This window comes from Pseudomonas sp. GZD-222 (genome assembly GCF_049310525.1).
Lineage (GTDB): Bacteria > Pseudomonadota > Gammaproteobacteria > Pseudomonadales > Pseudomonadaceae > Aquipseudomonas.
The window spans coordinates 1-7,826 of sequence record NZ_JBMOWO010000060.1 but is presented as its reverse complement, the minus strand read 5'-3'; the positions used below and the strand labels follow the sequence as shown (position 1 = coordinate 7,826).

Below are 7,826 nucleotides of genomic sequence, written 5' to 3'. Positions count from 1 at the left end.
GGTTCCGCACCCCCCCCCCCCTCCCCCCACACGTGTAGGCCCCACCCCCCCCCCGCGATACGATCAGTACACGCCACCACCACTGGTGGGCGGTGGCGCTGCGTCCTTGAAGTCGCCGGCCAGGGTCTGCAAGCCACGCATCAGCACCGTTGTGTCGACGCCAACAGCAACGAAGCGTGCACCCAGCTCAATGTAACGACGCGCCAGTTTCTGATCGGCACTGAGGATACCCGCCGCCTTGCCCGCCTTCTGAATCCGCACAATGGCATCCTCGATGGCAGCCTGCACCTCTGGGTGACCGGGGTTGCCGCGATGACCCATGGCAGCACTCAGGTCGGCCGGGCCGATGAACACGCCATCAACCCCTTCGACTGCCGCAATCTCATCCAGCCTGGCCAGGCCTTCGAGGTTTTCGATCTGCACCAGCAGACACATCTGTGCGTCAGCCTGGTCGAGGTAGCCGGGGATGCTGTTCCAGCGCGAGGCGCGGGCCAGGGCGCTGCCGACCCCACGCACACCACTCGGCGGGTAGTGAATGGCGCGCACCAGTTCACGGGCCTGCTCGGCGCTTTCGACCATCGGCACCAGCAAGGTCTGGGCGCCGATGTCGAGGATCTGCTTGATCAGCGCGGTATCGCCGATCACCGGGCGGATGATCGCTTGCGACGCGTAGGGCGCCACTGCCTGCAACTGACCGAGCAGGCCGCGCAGGTCGTTGGGCGCGTGTTCACCGTCGATCAGCAGCCAGTCGAAACCGGCATTGGCCGCCAGTTCTGCGCAATACGGGTCGGCCAGGCCCAGCCATAAGCCGATCTGCGCTTCGCCGGACTTCAGCCGTTGTTTGAAGGTGTTGATGGGCATATCCATAGCAGTGCTTCTCGCGAGTGGGCTCAGACGAAGCGGCAGGCGATGCTGCCGAGCATGTCGTAGTCGACGTGGAAGGTATCACCGGGATTGGCAGCGACCGGACGGGTGAAGGAGCCGCCGAGGATGATCTGCCCCGGCTCAAGGGTGACGTCGTAAGGCGCCAGTTTGTTCGCCAGCCACGCCACACCCTTGGCCGGGTGGTTGAGGACGGCGGCGGAAACCCCGGACTCTTCGATAACGCCATTGCGATAGAGCACCGCCGGCACCTTGCGCAGGTCGATCTCGGTCGGGCGTACAGCGCGACCGCCCATGACCACACCGGCGTTGGCGGCGTTGTCGGAAATGGTGTCGAACACCTTGCGGGTGGCCTTGGTGTTCGGCTCGACCTGCTGGATGCGCGCGTCGATGATTTCCAGCGCCGGGATCACCCATTCGGTGGCATCGAGCACGTCGAAGACCGTCACGTTCGGCCCTTTCAGCGGTTTTCCGAGGATGAACGCCAGCTCCACTTCCACGCGCGGGACGATGAAGCGCTCAAAGGGAATGTCGCTGCCTTCGTCGAACAGCATGTCATCGAGCAGGGCGCCGTAATCGGGTTCGGTGATGTTCGACGACACCTGCATGGCACGTGAGGTCAGGCCGATCTTGTGGCCGACCAGCTTGCGCCCGCTGTTGATCTTCGCGGCCACCCAGGCGCGCTGGATGGCGTAGGCGTCGTCGATGGTGATGGCGGGGTAGTCGAGGGAGAACTGGCGCACCTGTTCACGCGAACGCTCGGCGGCGTCGAGGCGGGCGGCGGCCTGTTGGATGAGAGTGGCGTCAAGCATGTGAAACCTCAGGAAGTCTTGTTGAACAGGGGGTGCAGGCTGCTGTGCTTGCCGTCGTAGACCTGGCCGGGGCTTTCGTCGATTTGCAGGGTGATGCCCAGCGGGCGCTGTTGCAGGAGGTCGTCGAGGAAGGCGCGCAGCACCGCGAGCAGGCTGTCGCCGACAGCTTTGTGCACGGCCGCGCTGCGCCCCGCGCCCATCCGCAGGTTGGCGTAGAGAAAGCCGTAGTCACCCTTGCCATCGGCCACCGCGCAGTGCGCTGCGGGGTAGGCCAGGACACGCGTGCCGCCGGTGGGGAACACCGCTTTGCCGCTTTCGTCACGCTGCTGCAGCATGCTGTCGGCCAGGGCCCGGCACAGGCCGGGCATATCGGCCTGCTGTTCGAGATCGGGGGTGTAGAGCAGTACCAGGTGAGGCATGGTGGTTATCCTGCATATTGATCAGCAACAGGGCCGCTCCCGCGTGGAAGCGGCACCTGTGCGAGGCGTTGGTCAGAGCCGGCTGCTGGAGACGATGCCGGACGGGTTGGACGCCTGGGCGGGCGGCAGGCTCGTGCCGTCCTGTGGCGTTACCGGGAACACGGCGTTGATTTGTCCGGTACCGGAGGCGGCGAAGTAGGGGGTCAATACCTCGACCTTGGCGTCGTACTTCGACCAGCCCAGCGCGCCGAGGAGCATGGCGGTGTCATGCATGAAGCCTTCGCCATGACCCTTGGCCGCGTACTCCGGGAGCATGGCGCAGAACGCATCCCACTCGGCGTTTTGCCACATCTGGATCACGCGCTCGTCGAGGTTCTGCAGGAACGGGCTCCAGATCTTGGTGGCGAATTCCGGCGCCTGGCCGTTCTGGGCGAAACGGTGCGACAGCGAGCCGCTGGCCAGGAACGCCACAGTGCCGTCGTAGTGTTCTTCCACCGCTTTGCGCATGGCCCAGCCGAGGCGGGCGCTGTCGTTCAGGTAATGGGAGGTGCACAGCGACGACACCGAGATCACCTTGAAATGCTGGTCGTCATTCATGTAGCGCATCGGTACCAGGGTGCCGTACTCCGGCGCCAGGGTGGTGGCATCGTGGGCCATGGTTTCCACCCCGAAGGCATTGCACGCCTCGGCGAGGATCTTGCCCAGCGCCGGGTTGCCGGGGAACTCGTACTCCATGTTGCTGATGAAGTGCGGCAGCTCGTTGCTGGTGTACAGGCCCTTGAAGTGCGGGCCGCAGTTGATGTGGTAGTTGGCGTTCACCAGCCAGTGGGTGTCGAACACGACAATGGTGTCCACGCCCAGCTCGCGGCAACGGCGGCTGATCTCGATATGGCCGTCGATGGCCGCTTTGCGAAAACCCTGACGCGGGCCAGGCAGTTCGGACAGGTACATCGACGGTACGTGGGTGACTTTGGCAGCCAGAGCAACTTTGCCCATGGTACTTCTCCTCGCGTGGCCCGCAGGGGCCTGATTCTTGTGATTGGTCTGCACGCAGGAAACTGGCGACCCTTACCGGGTTATAAACCCGGTCGGGTCACTCTTGCGAGCCGTACGTCACACGCCCCAGCGCGGGATGTGATGGCTGCCCATGGAAATGCACACGTTCTTGATTTCGGCGAACACTTCAAAACTGTATTCGCCGCCTTCACGACCGGTGCCCGAGCCTTTCACACCGCCGAATGGCTGACGCAGGTCGCGTACGTTCTGGCTGTTGATGAACACCATGCCGGCTTCGATGCCGCGGGCCAGGCGATGTGCCTTGCCGATGTCCTGGGTCCAGATGTACGAGGCCAGCCCGTATTCGGTGTCGTTGGCCAGGCGCAGGGCTTCGGCTTCGTCCTTGAATTTGATCAGGCACACCACCGGGCCGAAGATTTCTTCCTGGGCGATGCGCATCTTGTTGTCGACGTTGGCGAACACCGTCGGCTGGATGAACTGGCCTTTGGCCAAGTGCGCCGGCAGGTTGGCCGGGCGCTCCAGACCACCGGCGAGCAGGCTGGCGCCTTCTTCGATGCCGATCTTGATGTAGCCGGTGACCTTGTCGTAATGCGCCTGGGTGATCATCGAACCGACTTGGGTTTTCGGGTCGGTCGGGTCGCCGACAATCAGGCGTTTGGCACGGGCGGCGAATTCGGCGACGAACTGCTCGTAGACGGTTTCCTGGATGAAGATGCGGCTGCCGGCGGTGCAGCGTTCGCCGTTCAGCGAGAAGATGGTGAACAACGCGGCGTCGAGGGCGCGGTCAAGATCGGCGTCATCAAAGATCAGCACCGGCGACTTGCCGCCCAATTCCATCGAGTACTTTTTCAGGCCGGCGGTCTGCATGATCTTGCGGCCGGTGGCGGTGCCGCCGGTGAACGAGATGGCGCGCACATCCGGGTGGCGTACCAGCGCGTCACCAGCGGTGGCGCCGTAACCTTGCACCACGTTGAGCACGCCCGGTGGAATCCCCGCTTCCAGCGCCAGGCGCCCCAGTTCGTTGGCGGTCAGCGGCGACAGTTCGCTCATCTTCAGTACTGCGGTGTTGCCCAGCGCCAGGCACGGTGCGGTCTTCCAGGTGGCGGTCATGAACGGCACGTTCCATGGCGACACCAGGCCACACACACCAACCGGTTGATACAGGGTGTAGTTGAGCATCTGGTCGTCGACCGGATAGCTGTGGCCGTCCATGCGCGTGCACACTTCGGCGAAGAAGTCGAAGTTGTGCGAGGCCCGCGGGATCAGCACATTGCGGGTCTGGTGGATCGGCAGGCCGGTGTCGAGGGTTTCCAGTTCGGCCAGGTGCGGCACGTTCTGCTCGATCAGCTCGCCCAGTTTGCGCATCAGCTTGGCGCGTTCCTTGGCCGGGGTGTTGGCCCACTTCGGGAAGGCTTCCTTGGCGGCAGCTACGGCCAGGTTGATTTCCTCTGCGCCGCCGCTGGCCACTTCACCGATGGCTTCGCCGGTGGCCGGGTTGTAGTTGGTAAAGACGTCCTGGCTCTCGACTTCCTGACCGTTGATCCAATGCTTGATCATCTTGCTTGCCTCTGTTGTTCCGGGTTAGCCGCGGGCGGCAAAGAATTCGCTTTCGCTGACAATGCGGTTGACCAGGCGGCCAACGCCTTCTACTTCCACCACCACTTCATCGCCCGGAACCACGTCGGCCAGGCCCTCGGGCGTGCCGGTGGCGATCATGTCGCCCGGTTGCAGGGTCATGAAGCTGGAGAAGTATTCGATCAGGTAGGGGATGTCGAAGATCATGTCGGCGGTGCTGCCTTCCTGTTTCAGCTCGCCGTTGATCCAGGTGCGCAGCGTGAGCTGCGACGGGTCGGGCACATCGGCGGCGTCGACAATCCACGGGCCGACCGGGGTGGTGCAGTCGCGGTTCTTCACCCGCAGGTTGGGGCGGTAGTAGTTTTCCAGGTAGTCGCGGATGGCGTAGTCGTTGCACACCGTGTAGCCGGCCAGGTAACTCAGGGCATCCTCGCGCTTGACGTTGCGCGCCGGCTTGCCGATCACCGCCACCAGTTCGCACTCGTAGTGCATGTACTTGACGTGGTCCGGGCGCCAGGTGACCTGGTTGTGACCGGTGTAGGTGCCGGGCGACTTGATGAACGCCAGCGGTTCGGTCGGCGCCTTGAAGGCCAGTTCGGCGGCGTGGTCGGCGTAGTTCAGGCCGAGGGCGAACATGCTGCCTTCGGCAGGCGGCAGCCATTGCACGGCGTGTTCAGCGAGCAGGCGGCCGTCTGCCAGGCGCACGGCGTTGTCGGCTTCAACGGTAACGTGGTGAACCTGGTTCTCGTAGCGGATGCGGGCGTGTTTCATGGTTGTCTCCTTATTCCGCCACAACGGTGTTGGTCAGGCGGCCCAGGCCGCTGATTTCGACCACGACCTGGTCGCCCGGCTGCACATCGACGCGGCCTTCCGGGGTGCCGGTGATCAGCACGTCACCGGCGTGCAGGGTCATGAACTCGCTGAGCTCGGCGATCAGCTGAGGGATGCTGCGCACGAAGTTGGCGGTGGTGTTTTCCTGGCGCACCTGGCCGTTGACCAGCAAGGTCAGGGTCAGGTTGTGCGGGTCGGCCACTTCGCTCACGGCCACCACTTCGCGGCTTAGCGCGCAGAAGCCGTCACGGCATTTGGCTTTCACCGCAGGGCGGTAGTAGCTGTCTTCCGGCAGGCTGAACTCGTTGACGATCAGGTAGCCGGCAACGTAGTCGAAGGCCTGCTCGGCGCTGACGCGGCTGGCGTCTTTGCCAATAACCACGCCCAGTGCCGGGCCGGGCTGCAAGCGCTCGCCGCTTGGCGCGACTACCGGCTGGCCATCGCCGTTACGGGTGTTCGGGGTCTTGATGAACAGCACCGGTTTCACCGGTGGTTGCTGATAGGGCGGCTGATTGAACTCGGCCAGACGGCTTTGCAGCAGGCCTTGGTAGTTCAAGGCAATGCCGAACAGGCTGCCGGTGGCGATTTCGCTGGTGGCGCGACGCATGCTTCACTCCTGGATCGGGCTGGGCAGTCCCCAGTTGATAGCGGTGACGATGCTCTGTAGGGAGGGCAATCGCCGGTAAATTGTTAACATGCTAATGTTATAATTAATATGTTAACGATGGTCAAGTCATGGATCCCCTCACATGACTCGAGAACGCCGGTTTGCGTCGGCTCAACGTTGTTGCTTAAATCGTTCAGTGTTTTCTTTATTTGGCCGGAGCGCCGTTTCCCCTATGCCTGTACCTCGTCCCTCACTGACATTGACCCTGCTGCAGGCCCGCGAAGCGGCCATGGGGTTTTTTCGTCCATCGCTCAATCAGCACGGCCTGACCGAGCAGCAATGGCGGATCATCCGCATCCTGCGCCAGAACGGTGAGCTGGAGAGCTATCAACTGGCCGAGCAGGCCTGCATCCTCAAGCCGAGCATGACCGGTGTGTTGACGCGCATGGAGCGTGACGGCCTGGTGCGCCGCTGGCGTTCGCCGCAGGACCAGCGCCGCGTGCATGTGGGCCTGACGGAGAAGGGCCAGCAGTGCTTCGTGTCGATGAGCGAGGATATGGAGCGCAATTACCAGCGCATCCTCGAGCAGTTCGGCGAAGACAAACTGCAGCAGTTGCTTGGCTTGCTCAATGAGTTGAAGCAGATCAAGTACTGACCGCCAACCCTGAGTGAGTAGTGCTGATGGCAGTACGGCCGCCCATCCCCAACATCCATATCGGCCAGGCCTACGATCAGCGCTATGCCGATGCCCAGGTGCACTACGAGGCGCTGGGCAAGCTGGCGGATTTCTTCGGCCGCAATATGCCGGTGCACCGCCATGACCGTTTTTTCCAGGTGCATTACGTCAAGAGCGGCACGGTGCGGGTGTACCTCGATGACCAGCGCTACCTGCAGGAAGGGCCGATGTTCTTCCTCACGCCGCCGACCATTCCTCATGCCTTTGTCACCGATGCGCACAGTGACGGCCATGTGCTGACGGTCAGTCAGCAGTTGGTCTGGCCGCTGCTGGAAGACAGTGTCGGTCTGGCCGCTGGCGCACGCATTGCACCGATCTGTGTGGCGGTGGGCGATCTCGATGAGATGTATGCCGAGGAGGTGGCGCGTCTGAATCTGTTGTTCGATCAGTTGCGCAGTGAATTCGCCGGCAGCCAGCCCGGGCGCGCCTTGAGCCTGGAAGCGCTGACGCGGCTGATTTTCATCAGCCTGCTGCGCTTGTCGGCGCGCTCGTTGACGGCGCAGTCGTCACGCAGCGAAGACCTGCACATTTTCCAGCGCTTCAATCTGCACATCGAGGCGCATTACCTCGAGCATTTGCCGCTGAGCCGTTATGCGCAATTGTTGGGGGTGACCGAGGCGCGCCTGAATGATGTCTGCCGGCGGATTGCCGATATGCCGTCCAAACGCCTGGTGTTCGAGCGGCTGATGCAGGAGGCCAAGCGCCTGTTGCTGTTTACCGGCAGTACGGTGAACGAGATCTGCTACCAGCTGGGGTTCAAGGACCCGGCGTATTTCAGCCGGTTTTTTACCCGTCACGCCGGGGTGCCGCCGGGGGAATACCGGCTGCGTAGCCGCGCCAGTTAAAGAATACTCACCCACCCGGTGGGAGCGGGGGGGGGGGGGGGGGGGGGGGGGGGGGGGGGGGGGGAGGTGGGGGGGGGGGGGGGGGGGGCAGGGGGTGGGGAA

The 7,826-nt window shown here is 63.3% G+C and carries 9 protein-coding genes; 2 read left to right on the top strand and 7 right to left on the bottom strand.

The features are described from left to right. Nucleotides 1-63: 63 nt before the first annotated feature. From hpaI to ACO6VD_RS11255, 7 genes are all read right to left on the bottom strand, one after another. The gene (gene hpaI, locus ACO6VD_RS11285) at nt 64-867 is read right to left on the bottom strand and encodes a 4-hydroxy-2-oxoheptanedioate aldolase (RefSeq protein WP_422419070.1); all 804 of its coding nucleotides are present in this window, start codon (nt 865-867) and stop codon (nt 64-66) included. A 23-nt stretch (nt 868-890) separates the two neighbouring features. Further along, nucleotides 891-1,694 carry a 2-oxo-hept-4-ene-1,7-dioate hydratase gene (gene hpaH / locus ACO6VD_RS11280; RefSeq protein ID WP_422419068.1) on the bottom strand — a complete coding sequence of 268 codons (804 nt, stop codon included), beginning with the start codon at nt 1,692-1,694 and terminating at the stop codon, nt 891-893. Nucleotides 1,695-1,702: 8 nt separating this feature from the next. Next, entirely contained in the window at nt 1,703-2,113 is a 411-nt protein-coding gene (locus ACO6VD_RS11275) for a 5-carboxymethyl-2-hydroxymuconate Delta-isomerase (RefSeq protein WP_422419066.1), read from the bottom strand. A 72-nt stretch (nt 2,114-2,185) separates the two neighbouring features. Next, entirely contained in the window at nt 2,186-3,109 is a 924-nt protein-coding gene (hpaD, locus tag ACO6VD_RS11270) for a 3,4-dihydroxyphenylacetate 2,3-dioxygenase (protein ID WP_422419064.1), read from the bottom strand. A gap of 117 nt (nt 3,110-3,226) precedes the next feature. Next, on the bottom strand, nt 3,227-4,687 hold the full coding sequence (hpaE, locus tag ACO6VD_RS11265) for a 5-carboxymethyl-2-hydroxymuconate semialdehyde dehydrogenase (protein WP_400172375.1): 1,461 nt from the start codon (nt 4,685-4,687) through the stop codon (nt 3,227-3,229). A 24-nt stretch (nt 4,688-4,711) separates the two neighbouring features. After that, entirely contained in the window at nt 4,712-5,476 is a 765-nt protein-coding gene (locus tag ACO6VD_RS11260; protein ID WP_422419062.1) for a fumarylacetoacetate hydrolase family protein, read from the bottom strand. A gap of 10 nt (nt 5,477-5,486) precedes the next feature. Then, a complete protein-coding gene (locus ACO6VD_RS11255) occupies nt 5,487-6,143 on the bottom strand; it encodes a fumarylacetoacetate hydrolase family protein (protein WP_422419060.1) in 657 nt (218 codons plus the stop codon). 232 nt (nt 6,144-6,375) lie between these two features. Here ACO6VD_RS11255 and hpaR point away from each other — a divergent pair, with 232 nt between their 5' ends. Together hpaR and hpaA are read left to right on the top strand one after the other, a co-directional pair. Beyond that, on the top strand, nt 6,376-6,798 hold the full coding sequence (gene hpaR / locus ACO6VD_RS11250; protein ID WP_400172378.1) for a homoprotocatechuate degradation operon regulator HpaR: 423 nt from the start codon (nt 6,376-6,378) through the stop codon (nt 6,796-6,798). A gap of 26 nt (nt 6,799-6,824) precedes the next feature. Beyond that, nucleotides 6,825-7,724, top strand: a complete 900-nt coding sequence (gene hpaA, locus ACO6VD_RS11245) for a 4-hydroxyphenylacetate catabolism regulatory protein HpaA (RefSeq protein ID WP_422419058.1) — start codon at nt 6,825-6,827, stop codon at nt 7,722-7,724. Nucleotides 7,725-7,826 lie beyond the last annotated feature (102 nt).